Annotated in this window: 17 protein-coding genes and 1 other RNA gene; 13 read left to right on the top strand and 5 right to left on the bottom strand. The window is 64.5% G+C overall.

The window, feature by feature from the left end; genetic code table 11:
- Positions 1-2 precede the first annotated feature (2 nt).
- The 8 genes from rbfA to pnp all read left to right on the top strand — a co-directional run bounded on the left by rbfA (position 3) and on the right by pnp (position 6,641).
- Entirely contained in the window at positions 3-404 is a 402-nt protein-coding gene (rbfA, locus tag SPR01S_RS14730; protein WP_066590627.1) for a 30S ribosome-binding factor RbfA, read from the top strand.
- Positions 405-445: 41 nt separating this feature from the next.
- Positions 446-979, top strand: coding sequence for a hypothetical protein (locus SPR01S_RS14725; protein WP_169803440.1), 534 nt, complete (start codon positions 446-448; stop codon positions 977-979).
- Entirely contained in the window at positions 979-1,578 is a 600-nt protein-coding gene (locus SPR01S_RS14720; RefSeq protein WP_066590623.1) for a thymidine kinase, read from the top strand. The genes SPR01S_RS14725 and SPR01S_RS14720 overlap by 1 nt, the downstream gene beginning before the upstream one ends.
- On the top strand, positions 1,575-2,264 hold the full coding sequence (locus SPR01S_RS14715; protein WP_066590621.1) for a site-2 protease family protein: 690 nt from the start codon (positions 1,575-1,577) through the stop codon (positions 2,262-2,264). Before SPR01S_RS14720 ends, SPR01S_RS14715 begins: the two co-directional genes overlap by 4 nt.
- Before the next feature lie 70 nt (positions 2,265-2,334).
- A complete protein-coding gene (locus SPR01S_RS14710; RefSeq protein ID WP_157082275.1) occupies positions 2,335-2,739 on the top strand; it encodes a DUF6491 family protein in 405 nt (134 codons plus the stop codon).
- 31 nt (positions 2,740-2,770) lie between these two features.
- Positions 2,771-3,778, top strand: a complete 1,008-nt coding sequence (gene truB, locus SPR01S_RS14705; protein WP_066590617.1) for a tRNA pseudouridine(55) synthase TruB — start codon at positions 2,771-2,773, stop codon at positions 3,776-3,778.
- 23 nt (positions 3,779-3,801) lie between these two features.
- Positions 3,802-4,071, top strand: coding sequence for a 30S ribosomal protein S15 (rpsO, locus tag SPR01S_RS14700; protein ID WP_066590615.1), 270 nt, complete (start codon positions 3,802-3,804; stop codon positions 4,069-4,071).
- A 218-nt stretch (positions 4,072-4,289) separates the two neighbouring features.
- A complete protein-coding gene (pnp, locus tag SPR01S_RS14695) occupies positions 4,290-6,641 on the top strand; it encodes a polyribonucleotide nucleotidyltransferase (RefSeq protein ID WP_066590614.1) in 2,352 nt (783 codons plus the stop codon).
- A gap of 658 nt (positions 6,642-7,299) precedes the next feature.
- Here the strand turns inward: pnp and SPR01S_RS14685 are convergent.
- The 3 genes from SPR01S_RS14685 to ssrA all read right to left on the bottom strand — a co-directional run bounded on the left by SPR01S_RS14685 (position 7,300) and on the right by ssrA (position 10,060).
- Complete coding sequence (locus SPR01S_RS14685) at positions 7,300-8,700, bottom strand: hypothetical protein (RefSeq protein ID WP_245662028.1); 1,401 nt, start codon at positions 8,698-8,700, stop codon at positions 7,300-7,302.
- A 49-nt stretch (positions 8,701-8,749) separates the two neighbouring features.
- Positions 8,750-9,520: a class II aldolase/adducin family protein gene (locus tag SPR01S_RS14680; RefSeq protein ID WP_066590612.1), complete on the bottom strand. Its 771-nt coding sequence runs from the start codon at positions 9,518-9,520 to the stop codon at positions 8,750-8,752.
- A gap of 197 nt (positions 9,521-9,717) precedes the next feature.
- Positions 9,718-10,060: a transfer-messenger RNA gene (ssrA, locus tag SPR01S_RS14675) on the bottom strand.
- A 109-nt stretch (positions 10,061-10,169) separates the two neighbouring features.
- On the opposite strand from ssrA, the gene SPR01S_RS14670 reads away from it, so the two are divergent.
- On the top strand, positions 10,170-10,601 hold the full coding sequence (locus SPR01S_RS14670; protein ID WP_066590611.1) for an RrF2 family transcriptional regulator: 432 nt from the start codon (positions 10,170-10,172) through the stop codon (positions 10,599-10,601).
- A gap of 54 nt (positions 10,602-10,655) precedes the next feature.
- Here SPR01S_RS14670 and mscL read toward each other — a convergent pair whose 3' ends face one another.
- Positions 10,656-11,090: a large conductance mechanosensitive channel protein MscL gene (gene mscL / locus SPR01S_RS14665; protein WP_066590606.1), complete on the bottom strand. Its 435-nt coding sequence runs from the start codon at positions 11,088-11,090 to the stop codon at positions 10,656-10,658.
- Positions 11,091-11,241: 151 nt separating this feature from the next.
- Here mscL and SPR01S_RS14660 point away from each other — a divergent pair, with 151 nt between their 5' ends.
- From SPR01S_RS14660 to SPR01S_RS14645, 4 genes are read left to right on the top strand one after another with little or no spacing between them, the layout of a single operon-like run.
- A complete protein-coding gene (locus tag SPR01S_RS14660; RefSeq protein WP_066590604.1) occupies positions 11,242-11,832 on the top strand; it encodes a LemA family protein in 591 nt (196 codons plus the stop codon).
- A gap of 40 nt (positions 11,833-11,872) precedes the next feature.
- The gene (locus SPR01S_RS14655) at positions 11,873-12,688 is read left to right on the top strand and encodes a TPM domain-containing protein (protein WP_084251210.1); all 816 of its coding nucleotides are present in this window, start codon (positions 11,873-11,875) and stop codon (positions 12,686-12,688) included.
- The gene (locus SPR01S_RS14650; protein WP_066590602.1) at positions 12,688-13,368 is read left to right on the top strand and encodes a TPM domain-containing protein; all 681 of its coding nucleotides are present in this window, start codon (positions 12,688-12,690) and stop codon (positions 13,366-13,368) included. The genes SPR01S_RS14655 and SPR01S_RS14650 overlap by 1 nt, the downstream gene beginning before the upstream one ends.
- On the top strand, positions 13,365-13,898 hold the full coding sequence (locus SPR01S_RS14645) for an NUDIX hydrolase (protein WP_439646741.1): 534 nt from the start codon (positions 13,365-13,367) through the stop codon (positions 13,896-13,898). The genes SPR01S_RS14650 and SPR01S_RS14645 overlap by 4 nt, the downstream gene beginning before the upstream one ends.
- Positions 13,899-13,982: 84 nt before the next feature.
- Here SPR01S_RS14645 and SPR01S_RS14640 read toward each other — a convergent pair whose 3' ends face one another.
- Positions 13,983-14,315, bottom strand: coding sequence for a DUF6572 domain-containing protein (locus tag SPR01S_RS14640; protein WP_066590601.1), 333 nt, complete (start codon positions 14,313-14,315; stop codon positions 13,983-13,985).
- Between the last annotated feature and the right edge of the window lie 105 nt (positions 14,316-14,420).

Genomic DNA, 14,420 nt, shown 5'->3' with positions numbered 1-14,420 from the left:
TCATGCGCCACAACGATTCCAGTCCCGACAAATCCGTCCGCACGCTCCGTGTCGGCGAACAGGTGCGCCATGTACTGAGCGAGATCCTGCAACGCGGCGACGTGCACGACGACACGCTGGCGAGCCACCTCGTCTCGATCACCGAGGTGCGCATGTCGCCCGATCTGCGCCATGCGACGGTGTTCGTGAAGCCGCTCCTCGGCAAGGACGAGGACGCGGTGCTGAAGGCGCTCAGGACCAACACCGCCTATCTGCAGCGCGAGGTCGCGCATCGCGTCCAGACCAAATATGCCGCCAAGCTCAAATTCCTCGCCGACGAGAGTTTCGACGAGGGTAGTCATATCGACGCGCTGCTGCGCGCGCCCAAGGTAGCGCAGGATATCGACCAGAACGGCGACGACTGACGTGGACGCGCGGCACGCCGCGTGCTTAGTTTGGTGACATGATGCTCCGCCGGCTGCTGCCGCTCGCCCCTCTTGTCCTCATGGCCTGCCATTCGACCGGAGGAACGCCGGCCGCGCCTGCGGTGACGGCCGACCAGACCGCGATCGAGGCGGCGGTCGTGCGGGATTATGCCGCGCGCTATTCGGGCAATGCCTGCGTCGCGCCGCAGACGATCGCGCGTAAGGGCCCCGAGCCGATCCCGCCCGCAATCGTCGGCAAGCCAGTCACCTGGACCTATCTTGAGCGCAATGCGCAGGGCATGTACCAACTGGTCGACGACCAGCTCGCTAGCACGCTCGCTGCGGCATGGGCGCAAGCGCGCGTCCGAGACTATCCGGCGATCACGCTCCCGGCTTCGGTCCAACCGGACAAGCCGGCGAATTGCGGCAGGACCCTTACGCTGACCTCGCCGATGATCGTCGCCAACATGGCCTTCGTCCGCTGGGACGATGGGAAGAGCCGCCGCACGATCGCGATCTACAATAACGGCAAGGGCTGGGCGGTCCTGACCGAGGGACCGGCGAAGATCGGCTGATGGCGAAGCTCTATTTCTATTATGCGTCGATGAACGCCGGCAAATCGACCACCTTGCTCCAGGCCGATTTCAATTATCGCGAGCGCGGCATGACGACGATGCTGTTCACCGCAGCGATCGACGACCGTTTTGCCGCCGACACGATCACGTCGCGGATCGGGCTCGAGGCGAGCGCGATCCCGTTCGAGGGTAAGACCGACATCGCCGCGATCGTTGCCGAGCGTCACGCGCATGAGAAGATCGCCTGCGTTTTGGTCGACGAGGCGCAATTCCTGACATCGCCGCAAGTCGATCAGCTCGCGCATCTCGCCGACGTGGTCGGGATTCCCGTACTCGCCTATGGCCTGCGCACCGATTTTCAGGGGCAGTTGTTCCCCGGCTCGGCGCGGCTGCTGGCGTTGGCCGATTCGCTGATCGAACTCAAATCGGTATGCGAATGCGGGCGAAAGGCGACGATGAACCTGCGCGTCGATGAGCAAGGCCGGGCCGTGGTCGAAGGCGCGCAGACCGAGATCGGCGGTAACGACCGCTATGTCGCTCTGTGCCGCAGGCATTTCGTTGCCGCGCGGCAGGCCGCCGGGCAGGTGGCCGAGCAATGAACGACACGCTCTACAGGATCGCGATCTGGCTGATCCCGTTGGTCATCGCCATCGTGTTCCACGAAGTCGCGCATGGCTATGTCGCGCGCATGCTGGGTGACCGAACCGCGGCGGACCGCGGCCGGCTGACGCTCAACCCGATCCGCCATGTCGATCCGGTCGGGACCCTGCTGGTGCCGATGATGCTCGCGCTCGCCAATGCGCCAATCTTCGGCTGGGCGAAGCCGGTGCCGGTAGTGACCGAGCGGCTCAATCATCCCCGCCGCGACATGGCGCTGGTCGCGCTCGCCGGGCCGGGCATCAACCTCGTCATGGCGACGATCGCTGCAGCGGGGCTCGGTGTCTGGGTAGGGTCGACGGGGAGCTTGCCCCAGGCGGGTGCCGGTGGATTCGTCGCCGCCAATTTGATCAATTTCCTGCTGATCAACGTCTTCCTGGCGATCTTCAACTTGCTGCCAGTGCCGCCGTTCGACGGTGGGCATGTCGTCGAGGCGATCCTGCCGCGACCGCTTGCCGCACACTATTCCAGGCTCAGCCGCTTCGGCTTTCCGGTCATGCTGTTTCTGCTGGTCATCCTGCCAATGATCGCGCCGCGCGCCGATGTCGTGGCGCGGGTCGTCGGACCGATCGCGGACCATGTCGTCGCTTCGCTGCTCGCGCTTTTCATGAGAGTGCCTTCAGGCTGAATTCAGGCCCGACGTGGCACGGTCAAGGGTGACGATCATTCGTTTCGTCCTGGAGTCGAAAGGCACGCACATGATCCGTACCCTATTGATCACAGCGCTTGCGGCGGGGAACCTCGCCGGCGCCGCGATCCCAGCCGCTGCCCGGCAACAGGCCCCAGCCTGGCCCGCCGACAAGCTCGGCAAGGAAACCAGCATTCCGTTCATCGGTACGATCGGACTCTACAATTTCGAAGCCGATGGCGACCGCGGCGTCTGGCTGCAGGACCAGCAACGGCGCTGGTATTATGCGACGGTGATTGGACCGTGCACGGGCCTTCCCTTTGCCGTCCGGATCGGCGTCGATACGCGGTTCGGTGGCACCCAGCTCGACCGCACCGGCACCTTGCTCGTCGACCGCGAGCGTTGCCCGATCAACAGTCTGGTCGCGAGCAACGGCCCGCCACCCAAGGCGAATAAGGCCAAGAAGCGGGGCTGACCGCAAGCCATTCGCACGCTAGGGCGCGCGGATGCACGGCTGGATCATTCTCGACAAACCGCTCGGCCTCGGCTCGACCCAGGCGGTGAGCGCGGTCAAGCGCGCCCTGCGTGAGGGCGGCTATGGCAAGGTCAAGGTCGGGCATGGCGGCACACTCGATCCGCTCGCTTCGGGCGTGCTGCCGGTCGCGATCGGCGAGGCGACCAAGCTCGCCGGGCGGATGCTCGACAGCGACAAGATTTATGAGTTCACCATCGGGTTCGGTACGCAGACCAGCACGCTCGATGCCGAAGGCGAGGTGGTCGCGAGCAGCGACGTGCGGCCGACGTTTGCCGCTGTCGAGGCGGTACTGCCGCGCTTCACCGGACCGATCGAGCAGGTGCCGCCGGCTTATTCGGCGCTGAAGGTCGACGGCGAGCGGGCATATGATCTGGCGCGGGCCGGGGAAGAGGTCGTGCTCGCGACGCGGGCAGTGACGGTGTTTTCTCTTAAATCCTCCCTACGCGAAGCGTGGGGAGGGGGACCATCGCGAAGCGATGGTGGAGGGGAAATTGAGTCGCCATTCCCCTCCACCGCCGACCTGCGGTCGTCGGTCCCCCTCCCCATCTCCGATGGGGAGGATTTGGACGAAATCACCCTGACCGCCCATGTCTCCAAGGGCACGTATATCCGCAGCCTCGCCCGCGACATCGCGCTTGCCCTTGGCACAGTCGGCCACGTCACATATCTCCGTCGGATCAAGGCCGGCCCGTTCGACCTGTCCCACGCGATATCGCTGGACAAATTGGCCGAATCCGCTAAGCGCCACGACCTTGAACAGATTCTCCTGCCATTGAGGGCGGGGCTGGACGACATCCCGGCTCTCTCCCTCAACCCCGACCAGGCAGGAGCGCTCCGACAGGGGCGCGTTCTGGCCGGGATTGCCGAAGACGCCCATTCCAAAGGGGGCCTCCACTTCGCAATGCTGGGCGAAACCCCGGTGGCGTTGGTGGAAGTCGAAAGCGGGGAAGCCCGTGTCGTCCGCGGTTTCAACCTATAGTCCGCGATGTCGAAGGAAACAGAATGTCGATTACTCCCGAGCGCAAGGAAGCGCTGATCAAGGAACATGCCCGCGCCGAAGGCGACACCGGCAGCCCCGAGGTCCAGGTCGCGATCCTGACCGACCGCATCAAGACGCTCACCGAGCATTTCAAGACCCATGCGAAGGACAATCACTCGCGCCGCGGTCTGTTGATGATGGTCAACAAGCGTCGCTCGCTTCTCGATTATCTGCGCAAGTCGGATGGCGATCGCTATCTCGCTCTCATCGCGAAGCTCGGTCTTCGCAAGTGACGAAAGGGCGGCCCTAGGGTCGCCCTTTTGTCATCCCGGCGCAGGCCGGGATCCAGCGAACTTAGGTGCGGTAGCACCGTCCAGCGCTGTGAAACTGGGCCCCGGCCTTCGCCGGGGAAGCGTTGGAGGAGCGACAATCCGGTCAATCCTCCAGGAGCCAAAAACGGCTCTTCTCAAAGGCCCCCGTCGCATTGGGCGACGGGAGTGAAGGAAATAAAATGTTCGATACCAAGAAAGTAAGCATCGAGTGGGGCGGAAAGACCCTCACACTCGAAACGGGCAAGGTTGCCCGCCAGGCTGACGGCGCCATCATGGCGACGCTCGGCGAAACCGTCGTGTTGTGCGCGGTGACTGCCGCCAAGTCGGTCAAGGAAGGGCAGGACTTCTTCCCGCTCACCGTCCACTATCAGGAAAAATATTCGGCCGCCGGCCGCATCCCGGGCGGCTTCTTCAAGCGCGAGCGCGGCGCGACCGAGAAGGAGACCCTGGTCTCGCGTCTCATCGACCGCCCGATCCGCCCGCTGTTCCCGGAAGGTTTCTACAACGAGATCAACGCCATCGCTCAGGTGCTGAGCTATGACGGCGAGAACGAGCCCGACATCCTGGCGATGGTCGCCGCGTCGGCCGCGCTCACCATCTCGGGCGTGCCCTTCATGGGCCCGATCGGCGCCGCACGCGTCGGTTACCTGAACGGCGAATACATCCTCAACCCGACCGATGCGCAGGTTGCCGAAGGCGAGCTCGACCTGGTCGTCGCCGCCACCTACGACGCCGTGATGATGGTCGAATCCGAAGCCAAGGAGCTGTCGGAAGAGGTCATGCTGGGCGCCGTCATGTTCGCGCACGACGCCTGCCGCGAAGTCGTCAAGGCGATCGTCAAGCTCGCCGAGCAGGCCGCCAAGGATCCGTGGGAAATGGCGTCGTCGGACGACAATGCCGCGATCAAGGACAAGCTCAAGAAACTGATCGGCGCCGACATCGCCGCCGCCTACAAGCTGACCGACAAGTCGGCGCGCTCGAACGCGCTCAACGAGGCGCGGGCCAAGGCCAAGGCGCAGTTCACCGCCGACGGCCTCGCCCCGCAGGAAGTCATGGCCGGCATCAAGCTGACCAAGAAGCTGGAAGCGGAAATCGTCCGCGGCGCCATCCTGAAGGACGGCACCCGAATCGACGGCCGCACCACCACGCAGATCCGTCCGATCCAGGCGGAAACGCACTTCCTGCCGCGCGCGCACGGCTCGACCCTGTTCACCCGCGGCGAGACCCAGACTATCGCCACCTGCACCCTGGGCACCAAGGATGCCGAGCAGATGGTCGATGGCCTGAACGGCCTCAGCTACCAGAACTTCATGCTGCACTATAACTTCCCGCCCTATTCGGTCGGTGAAGTCGGCCGCTTCGGCGCGCCGGGCCGTCGCGAAGTCGGTCATGGCAAGCTGGCGTGGCGTGCGCTGCACCCGGTGCTGCCGACGAAGGAAGAATTCCCCTACACGATCCGCCTGACCAGCGACATCACCGAGTCGAACGGCTCGTCGTCGATGGCGTCGGTGTGCGGCGGGTCACTCGCGATGATGGACGCCGGCGTGCCGATCAAGCGCCCGGTCTCGGGCATCGCGATGGGCCTGATCCTCGAGGGCAAGGACTTCGCGATCCTGTCCGACATCCTGGGCGACGAGGATCACCTCGGCGACATGGACTTCAAGGTCGCGGGCACGTCCGAAGGCATCACCACGATGCAGATGGACATCAAGATCGCGGGCATCACGCGCGAGATCTTCGAGGCCGCGCTGAACCAGGCCAAGGAAGGCCGTGCGCACATCCTCGGTGAGATGAACAAGGCGCTCGACCACACCCGCTCGGAACTGTCGGCGCACGCGCCGCGGATCGAGACCTTCACGATCGACAAGACCAAGATCCGTGACGTCATCGGCACCGGCGGCAAGGTGATACGCGAGATCGTCGCCACCACCGGCGCCAAGGTCGACATCGACGATGAAGGCGTGATCAAGGTGTCGTCGTCCGACGTCAGCCAGATCGAGGCCGCGATCAACTGGATCAAGGGCATCGTCGAGGAGCCCGAGGTCGGCAAGATCTATAACGGCAAGGTCGTCAACATCGTCGACTTCGGCGCATTCGTGAACTTCATGGGCGGCAAGGACGGTCTCGTCCACGTGTCGGAAATGAAGAACGAGCGGGTCGAGAAGCCGACCGACGTCGTGTCGGAAGGCCAGGAAGTGAAGGTCAAGGTCCTCGAGATCGATCCGCGCGGCAAGGTTCGCCTGTCGATGCGCGTCGTCGACCAGGAAACCGGCGAAGAGCTGGAGGACACGCGTCCGCCGCGCGAACCGCGCGAAGGCGGCCGTGACCGTGGTCCGCGCAGCGGCGGCGGCGATCGTGGCGGTGACCGTGGTCCCCGCCGCGACGGCGACCGTGATCGCGGCCCGCGCCGCGACCGTGGCGATCGCGGCGGCGACCGCGGCCCGCGCCGCGAGCGCAGCGAAGGCGGCAAGGACGAAGGCCCCGAGCCCGAGTTCGCGCCCGCTTTCCTGACCGAGCGCAATGACGACTAAAGCTTCGCGCGAAAAAGCGGCTACCGCTTTTCCGCAGAGGCGATAGGACGACAAAAGGCATAACACCGGGAAAGCCGGGGAGGATGAAGCGGCTCGGGAGCAATCCCGGGCCGCTTTGCCGTTGGGATGGACTATTTCAGTCCGCTCCGACACGACGGTGCTTTGCTGATCTACACCCGACGTTTACAACTTGGCCGCCGGAATGTGATATATGATCTATATCATCCTTTTGATGCCTCTGGCGCTTATCTGCTTCGCGATAGCGCTCCTCGTTTATACGAGTAGAATTGGCAAAAGGAGCAACGTCGTCGTGTTGATGGGGGCTGCGGGTTGTTACTCAGCGCTCCCATGGCTCGTTCTTTGGGGATTGGCGCACGTCAACCAGTCGCGATGCCCGTCTGAGGGGCCCTGTCGGCTCGATGGGATGCAGATGATAGGCGAAGTGCTATTTCTATTCGCGACGCCAGCCGCATTTTTCCTCGGAGCGATCAGCGCCTTTGCAATCGCGTTTGCGAAACAGAAATGACGAGGTGCGTGCTAACTCGTCTTGGACGGTTCCGCGGTGTTTTCAGAAGCAATTAATAGCCTTAGGCGTTTCACGTCATAGCGGCCCTCACCTTCCCACTCGGCTGCGCCGAGCGAAAAACGGGGCACCGTCTCAGGTGAGGCGCGAGATCACGCACAGGATCGAGACGAGCGCGACCGGCGCGATCGCGATGAGTAGGCGATGGCGGTTCGGCCATGCGCCTCCAGCCATGTCCGCGCCCGCGATCAGCGCGGCGATCAGCACCGCCAGCATCGTCCAGAGGTGGTAGCGCAGCTCGCACGCCACGCTCGCGGGCAGATAGCCGAGGCCATAGAGCAAACCCGACAGTGCCATCGGGATGACCAGCCGCCGCGACGGCAGGCCGGGCGCGACGACGAGCAGACCGATCGCCAGCGCCATCCACCAGACCGGCCAACCCAAGGGCGTATGCGCCGACCAGCGCGCGCCGCGGTCGAGCCAGGTCAGCGCGGGATTGGGCGTGAGGTGGAAACTCCAGTCATTGGGCGGGATCCGGCCCATGACCGGACGTTCGACCTCGTCATGGACGAGGAAGCGGATGTTGATGTTGAAATGGGTCAGGCGATGCTCGGCATAAGCGACCGGATGCGCCAGCACCGCGCCGAGCCAGTGGCGGTACGGGCTCTCGCCGCTCTGCTTGAACAGATCGTCCATCGCGTCGAACCCCAGCGGGCACGGATCGGGCACCCACCAGCTATAGGAATCCCAGCGTTCGGGCTTGTAGCAATGACGATTGACCGCGATCGGATCGTCGACATCGTCGTCCGCGGGAAAGGCGTCGACCCCACTGAACCGGGTGATGCCGCCGAGATCGAAGATGACGAGCGACAGCCCGACGCCGCTCGGCTTGGCGCCGACCGCGCGGTTGGCGAGCGGCAGCGCGGCAGCGATGATCGCCGTGCCGATCAGCAACGCGGCGCCGAACCGCACCCGCGTCGCGCGCCACGAGGCGGGCAGCAGCGCAATCGCGAGCGGCAGGCAGGCGGGCAGGGCGTTGAAGCGCAACGTCGCCGCGCAGACGATCAGGATGAGTGCGATCACCCGCGCGACGGGCCGGCCGCGGGTCGGGATGGCGACCAGGATCGCGCTCGCCGCGAGCAATAGCGCGGCCATCAAACTGTCCTTGATGATCTCCGCCATCAGCACGACCGGGAGCGGCAGGATCGCGGCGATCGCGAACGCGATGGCGAGCCGTCGCCGGCCCGCGCGCACCGCCCAGACCACCAGCCCGGCGAATGCCGACCAATACAGGCCGAGCTGGATTGCCAGCATCGGCGCGGGGCCGTGGGCGATCGGCAAGAGTTGCCGCCACAGCCATTCCATCGCCGGCGGATGCCAATCGTCGAAATCGCCGCTCAGCGCCTGGCCATATTGGCGGATCGAATCCCAGGTCATCAGCCCGGGCGCATAGGCATAGGCCTGCGCGGCGCAGACCAGCGCAAACGCCAGCAGCAACGCCGCGATCAATCGATAGTCGGTCCAGCGGATTGGCACGCCGGCTGGTCTGCGCCGATTGGCGGCGCCGATGCAAGCGCGGTTGCGCTCAGTCGCGGAAGCTGGTGTCGATGCGGTCGAGCTTCCTCAGCAATGCCGGCCAGGCGAGCCGTTCTGCGGCCATCGCCATGCCTGCCGGCGGGGTCTGACCCTTGACCTTGTCCTCGGTGCCCTGGGGCGGGTTGTAGAGATGGTCGTAGCCCGCCGACAGCATCATCACCTGTGCCTGGCACGCGCGTTCGAGGAAATAGAGCCGCAGGAAGCAATCGCCGACGGTCTTGCCGACCGCGAGCGTACCGTGGTTGCGCAGGATCATCGCATGCTTGTCGCCCAGATCCTGGACCAGCCGTTCGCGCTCGTCGAGGTCGGTCGCGATGCCTTCATAATCGTGGTACGCGACATTGTGCTTGGCGATCATCGCCGTCTGGGTGTGCGGCAACAGCCCGAATTCCATCGCCGACACCGCCTGGCCGTGAGGCGTATGGAGATGCATCACCGCCGCGGCATCGTCGCGCGCCATATGGATCGCCGAATGGATGGTGAAGCCGGCCGGATTGACCGGATGCTCCGACTTGCCGACCGGATTGCCCTCGACATCGATCTTGACCAGGCTCGACGCCGTGATCTCCTCGAACATCATGTCATAGGGGTTGATCAGGAAATGATGTTCCGGCCCCGGCACACGCGCCGAGAGGTGGGTGAAAATGAGGTCGTCCCAGCCGTACAGCGCGACCAGCCGATACGCGGCGGCGAGGTCGACCCGCGCCTCCCATTCGCCCGGGGCCATGCCGGTGTCCTCGACTCGAGCCAGTGTCGCCATATCAGCCTCTCCGATTCCGTTTCGACGAACCTAACCCGACCAGCGCAATCGAACAATGGGTATGGTATGCCCGGGTCCGCAACGCGCCGAGTGCAGGAATGCTGCACGGTCCGCGCGGGCGCGGCGCGATCTCCAAACCAGAACGATAGGGCGAATAGAGTGGGGAGCTTCTGTTGCCCGGTGCTCCCCGTACCGCTGGAATCCGCTTCTGTTGCCCGGTGCGGTCCAACCGCGCATTTTAGAGTAACCTTAAGCCGTTAGGCCTTGGGGTTACGCCGCAATAGCGAGTGCTTCGTTATCGTTGGCACTTGTGTAATGAGCCGTCACAGTGGCCCGTTCTGAGCGAACGTCGGCGCTTTTCAACACACGTCGATCCTGGTTCGGCCCCGTCAGAAACGGTGTCCAGATACACCACCATTTCTGGTGGAGCCGCCGGGTACTGCCCCCGGGTCCGCTGCGTCTATTGCACGCCATCATTTATCGCCATAGCCGGTTGCCCGGCCCGACCAATATAGGGCCTGCGCGCTTAAAGAAAAGTGGTGGGTTTGGTTGCTGGTGTGGGCGCAGGGTGCCAACCGGCAAAAAACCACGGTTTTCCCGGACCTCCGCCTTTCGGTCGCCACATTATTGGGTAATAAGGTTACCCATTATGTTGACGCAGCGTTCCCGTTACGCGCTTCGCGCGATGCTCTATCTGGCCGAGGCGCCCGCAGGCAGCCCCCCGATCCCGATGAACCGGATCGCCGAGAACGCCAATGTCCCGCGCAAATTCCTCGAACTGATCCTGGCCGATCTGCGCGAGGCGGGCTTTCTGCACAGCCATCGCGGCAAGACCGGCGGTTACTGCCTGTCGCGTCCGACCCATCTGATCTCGCTGGGCGAGATCATCCGCGTGATCGAGGGTCCGCTGGCCTTGGTGCCGTGCGTCAGCCGCACCGCTTATCGCCGCTGCGCCGATTGCAAGGATGAGGCCGCCTGCGCGATCCGCCATGCCATGGCGCGCGTCCGCGACGAGACCGCGCGCATCCTCGACGGTACCAGCCTGGCCGATGCGGTCAGCGAGGATCTCGCGGCGGCGTAAGATTCGGAGACTGCGTCACTCTAAGCCCCTCCCCTTCAGGGGAGGGGCTAATATTCACCCCTTCCTTGCCCGCAATTCGTCGCGGATCTCGCGCAGCAGCACGACATCGGCGGGATCCGCAGGTGCTGCTTCCTCCGGCTTGGGCGCGACGCGGTTCACGGCGCGGACCAGCAGGAAGATAATGAACGCGACGATCAGGAAATTGACCGCGGCGGTGATGAACTCGCCATAGCCGAACAACGCGACACCGGCTTTCTTCAGCGCGGCATAGTCGGTCGATCCGGCCAGCGCCGGCGGCACCTTTTCGGGCGACAGGACGATGAAATGGCTCGAGAAATCGAGGCCCCCGAAAATTTTGCCGATCAGCGGCATGATGAGGTCGTCGGTCAGCGAGGTGACGATCTTGCCGAATGCCGCGCCGATGATCACCGCGACGGCCAGGTCGAGCACGTTGCCGCGGGCAATGAACGCCTTGAATTCCTTGAACATGATCAAGCCCCTTTCGCTGTCTCAAGCCGGCACAGCCTAAGGCCGGTTGGCATGGATGCAAGCTGCCCGTTGCGCCCGCGCAACCGAATCCGCTTCACGACGGCGGCGGGCATCACTACATTGCGCACGCAAGCCACTGGAGGGTAGCTAGATGAAGTTTCGTGCGATGATCGTGCTGGCCGCGATGGCGATGCTGTCGGCTTGCGGGATCAACTCCGTTCCCACCGCCGAGGAAAATGCCAAGGCGCGCTGGGCGGACGTCCAGGCCGCCTATCAGCGTCGCGCCGACACCATTCCCAACGTCGTCGCGACGGTGAAGGGCAGCGCCGCGTCCGAAGGCAAGATCCTGACCGACGTGATCAACGCCCGCGCCAATGCGACGCGGGTCCAGGTTAACGCGACCGACCTGACCGATCCGGCCAAGATCGCGAGCTTCCAGGCCGCGCAGAACCAGCTGGGCGCGTCGCTCGGCCGGCTGCTGGCGACGGTAGAGGCCTATCCCGATCTCAAGAGCCAGGAGAATTTCCGCTCGCTGATCACCGAGATCGAGGGCAGCAACAACCGCATCACGATCGCGATCCGCGACTACAACACCGCGGTTCAGGCGTATAACACGCGCATCCGCACCTTCCCCGACGCGATCGGCGCGAAGGTCTTCTATGGCGCAAAGCCTATGGTCCCGTTCCAGGCGCAGCCGGGTGCCGAGACCAACCCGACGGTCGATTTCGGCAATACGAACTGATCGCGGTGACCGTATCGCACCCGCTGCGGGGGGAGTCCGTATGAGGATTCTTCGGGCGCTGCTGCTGATGCTGACGCTGCTGGCCGTGCCGCAGCTTGCCGGCGCGCAGACGTTCCCGCCGCTGTCCGGGCGCGTGGTCGATGCCGCGAACCTGCTCAGCCCGGCGCAAAAGCAGCAGCTCGAGGCGCTGTCGACCGATGTCGGCAACGTCGCGCAGCGCCAGTTCGTGGTAGCGACGATCCCCGATCTGCAGGGCTATCCGATCGAGGATTACGGCTACAAGCTGGGCCGTGCCTGGGGGATCGGACAGAAGGACGCCAATAACGGCATCATCCTGATCGTCGCCCCTAATGAGCGCAAAGTGCGGATCGAGGTCGGCTACGGGCTCGAGCCGATCATGACCGATGCCTTGGCGCAGACGATCATCGACGACCAGATCCTGCCCAAATTCCGCGCCGGCGACATGGCGGGCGGCATCATGGCGGGCGCACAGGCGATCGCCGAGCAGATGAAGGCGCCGCCCGAAGCCGCCGAGGCGCGGGTCAAGGCAGCTGCCGCGCAACCGCAGGCGGCGGGGTCTTCGGGATCGTCGTCGGACGGCTTCGTGGCGGTATTCTGGATCTTCATCATCCTGTTCTTCGTGCTGCCGATCGTCTTTCGTGGCGCGCGCGGCCGGAAATATCGCGGCGGCCGCGGGCCGGTGGTGCTGTGGGGCCCCGGCCTCGGCGGCTGCTGGGGCAGCGGGTCGTCGTCGAGCGGCTGGAGCAGTGGCGGCAGCGATTGGGGCGGCGGTGGCGGCGGCTTTTCGGGCGGCGGCGGGTCGTTCGGCGGCGGTGGCGCCTCGGGGAGCTGGTGATGCGCGGACCGATCCTGACTCCGGCCGAACGCGAACAGGTGACCAAGGCAGTCACCGCCGCCGAGGCCGGTACCGATGCCGAGATCGTCACCATCGTGGCGCCGCGATCGGACCCCTATCACGATATCGGCCTCAACCTCGGCATCGTCGCGATGCTGCTGGTGGCGGGGATCGCCGCGCTCAATCCCACCGCGATCGAGGACAAGGTCGCCTGGTTCCAGAATGGCTGGCAAGGCGGGGTCAACCTGGGCCGGTCGTTCTTCGCGCTGATGGTGGTCGAGGCGGTCGTGTTGCTGCTGATCCGGGGCGCGCTCTATTGGTCGCCATTGCGGATGGCACTGACGCCCAAGGCGGTGCGGTCGCGCCGCGTCCGGCGTCGCGCGATCCAATATTTCAAGGTCGGGGCCGAACGCCGCACGGCCGCGCGGGTCGGGGTGTTGCTCTACCTCTCGCTCGATGAGCGGCTGGCCGAGATCGTCGCGGACGAAGCGATCCATGCCAAGGTCCCGCCCGAACGCTGGGGCGCGGCGATGGCCGCGCTGATCGACCGCGTTCGTGCCGGGCACCCGGGAGACGGGATGGCCGCCGCGGTGGCCGCGATCGGCGCCATCGTCGCCGAACATTTCCCCAAGACCGAAAGCGACGTCAACGAGCTCCCCGACCGGCTGATCGAATTGTGAGCGTCACCGACGCGGACGCCATCGAGGAAACCGTCTGGAAGGGCCGCTTTCTCGAAATGAAGAAACGCGGCCGCTGGGAATATGTCGGGCGCGTCGGCGGGGTCGAAGCGGCGGTGATCATCGCGATCGATCAAGGACATGTGATACTGGTCGAGCAATATCGTGTGCCGCTGGGCCGCGCCTGCCTGGAACTGCCCGCCGGCCTGATCGGCGACGAGGACGCGGGCGAAACCGCCGAAATGTCGGCCGCGCGCGAGCTGGAAGAGGAAACCGGCTATCGTCCCGCGACCTGCACCTCGCTGGGAACCTTCTACGCCTCGCCCGGCATGGTCAGCGAGTGTTTCACGCTGATCCGCGCGGAGGGGCTGACGCGGATGGATGAGGGCGGCGGAACGGCCGATGAAAACATCATCGTTCATCGCGTGCCGATGGGAACGATAGCCGACTTCATCGCCGAGCGCCGCGCGGCAGGGGTGGCGATCGATGTGAAGTTGCTGACGCTGCTCGGGCCGTCGCTGCTTTCCGGTTAGGCTTAGATTTATAAAAAGCAGACTGTCGGCAGGCGACCCAAAAGCTGCCGGTCATTCCGACAAAGCAGTGGGCTACCGAGATCGCTAATATCCCGCCGGTAGCGAACCGAACGTGAAACCAATGCCATGCGATTCCAAAGCGGCCTGAAGTCTGTCCAATACCTGCTTGGCAGTCTCGGTCGGCGCAAACTGGTGATAGACCGCAATCATTAGTCGCCGTCCATTAGCTTCAGGCATATCCTCAACAAGCTGACCGCTTTCCAGATAACCAAGATACGCATTTACCTTGTCTTCCAGCGCCCCGAGGTGGTTGGCCTCATCGCCCCAGTCCAAGTGGTCGGATATATTCAGAACGACGTCGCCTGACACCTTGTCGATGCCCATCGCGTCAACGGTCCCGGTATCTACGATGGACATTGCGGCTCCTGCCGAGGATCAATCGAACGCCTTCTAATATCAAACGAACACTCGCAAAAGCTGCCGGGCTGCTACCCACCCAGTTGACGACACTCGGCGGTGGGG

Source organism: Sphingomonas pruni NBRC 15498, assembly GCF_001598455.1.
GTDB classification, from domain to species: domain Bacteria; phylum Pseudomonadota; class Alphaproteobacteria; order Sphingomonadales; family Sphingomonadaceae; genus Sphingomonas; species Sphingomonas pruni.
Note: the sequence above shows the minus strand (reverse complement) of the source record. Positions and strands in the feature narration are given on the sequence as shown.

Excerpts from the sequence above, each read along its gene's own strand:
- rbfA (WP_066590627.1), top strand. The coding sequence starts at position 3 with ATGCGCCACAACGATTCCAGTCCCGACAAATCCGTCCGCACGCTCCGT.
- SPR01S_RS14725 (WP_169803440.1), top strand. The coding sequence starts at position 446 with ATGCTCCGCCGGCTGCTGCCGCTCGCCCCTCTTGTCCTCATGGCCTGC.
- SPR01S_RS14720 (WP_066590623.1), top strand. The coding sequence starts at position 979 with ATGGCGAAGCTCTATTTCTATTATGCGTCGATGAACGCCGGCAAATCG.
- SPR01S_RS14715 (WP_066590621.1), top strand. The coding sequence starts at position 1,575 with ATGAACGACACGCTCTACAGGATCGCGATCTGGCTGATCCCGTTGGTC.
- SPR01S_RS14710 (WP_157082275.1), top strand. The coding sequence starts at position 2,335 with ATGATCCGTACCCTATTGATCACAGCGCTTGCGGCGGGGAACCTCGCC.
- truB (WP_066590617.1), top strand. The coding sequence starts at position 2,771 with ATGCACGGCTGGATCATTCTCGACAAACCGCTCGGCCTCGGCTCGACC.
- rpsO (WP_066590615.1), top strand. The coding sequence starts at position 3,802 with ATGTCGATTACTCCCGAGCGCAAGGAAGCGCTGATCAAGGAACATGCC.
- pnp (WP_066590614.1), top strand. The coding sequence starts at position 4,290 with ATGTTCGATACCAAGAAAGTAAGCATCGAGTGGGGCGGAAAGACCCTC.
- SPR01S_RS14680 (WP_066590612.1), bottom strand. The coding sequence starts at position 9,520 with ATGGCGACACTGGCTCGAGTCGAGGACACCGGCATGGCCCCGGGCGAA.
- SPR01S_RS14670 (WP_066590611.1), top strand. The coding sequence starts at position 10,170 with ATGTTGACGCAGCGTTCCCGTTACGCGCTTCGCGCGATGCTCTATCTG.
- mscL (WP_066590606.1), bottom strand. The coding sequence starts at position 11,090 with ATGTTCAAGGAATTCAAGGCGTTCATTGCCCGCGGCAACGTGCTCGAC.
- SPR01S_RS14660 (WP_066590604.1), top strand. The coding sequence starts at position 11,242 with ATGAAGTTTCGTGCGATGATCGTGCTGGCCGCGATGGCGATGCTGTCG.
- SPR01S_RS14655 (WP_084251210.1), top strand. The coding sequence starts at position 11,873 with ATGAGGATTCTTCGGGCGCTGCTGCTGATGCTGACGCTGCTGGCCGTG.
- SPR01S_RS14650 (WP_066590602.1), top strand. The coding sequence starts at position 12,688 with ATGCGCGGACCGATCCTGACTCCGGCCGAACGCGAACAGGTGACCAAG.
- SPR01S_RS14640 (WP_066590601.1), bottom strand. The coding sequence starts at position 14,315 with ATGTCCATCGTAGATACCGGGACCGTTGACGCGATGGGCATCGACAAG.